Source organism: Undibacterium sp. RTI2.2 (assembly GCF_035018705.1).
Taxonomy (GTDB): domain Bacteria; phylum Pseudomonadota; class Gammaproteobacteria; order Burkholderiales; family Burkholderiaceae_D; genus Undibacterium.
On the sequence record NZ_JASJXN010000125.1, the window covers coordinates 1 to 719 of the forward strand.

The window sequence follows — 719 nt, forward strand, 5'->3', positions numbered from 1 at the left end:
CTCTTTCAAACGGCATCGATGTGCCAAAATGGGAGCGGCAACACCCCCTAAATGAAATGAGCGTCCAAAATGATCATTACTACAATTGGAATCGATTTAGCTAAAAATGTATTTCAAATTCATGGCGTTGATGCGCATGGAAATGCCGTGCTTCGAAAGAAACTAGATCGGTCTAAGATGGCGGCGTTTTTTATTCAATTACAACCATGTTTAATTGGTATGGAAGCGTGTGGCAGTGCCCATTACTGGGGACGGAAGTTGAGCGCAATGGGGCATACGGTGAAAGTCATGGCACCTCAGTTTGTGAAACCCTATGTTAAGACAAATAAAAATGATGTTGCCGATGCTGAAGCAATCTGCGAAGCCGTCGATCGACCCAATATGCGCTTCGTTCCGATAAAAACGGACGAACAACAAGCTGTTCTCTCATTGCACCGGGTGCGTCAATCTTTTATTAAAGTGAGGACGGCGCAAGCAAACCAGATTCGCGGTTTGCTGTCCGAGTTCGGCATTATCATCGCGCAAGGAATAACGAACATTGCCAAGCGCCTCCCAGAAGTCATGGAAAAATCAGATTTACCGTCAAGCTTTCGAGATGTTCTGCAGCGTTTATATAACCACTTGAAAGACATTGATAAACAGGTCGATGAGATGGATGAAAAAATTCAGCAATGGCACCGCTCTTCAGAGACGAGTAGAAAGCTTGCTGAAATCCCAGG

The 719-nt window shown here is 44.9% G+C and carries 1 protein-coding gene; it reads left to right on the forward strand.

The features are described 5' to 3' along the window. Positions 1-69: 69 nt before the first annotated feature. A partial coding sequence (locus QN395_RS21380; RefSeq protein ID WP_323493050.1) for an IS110 family transposase occupies positions 70-719 on the forward strand: 650 nt, incomplete at its 3' end.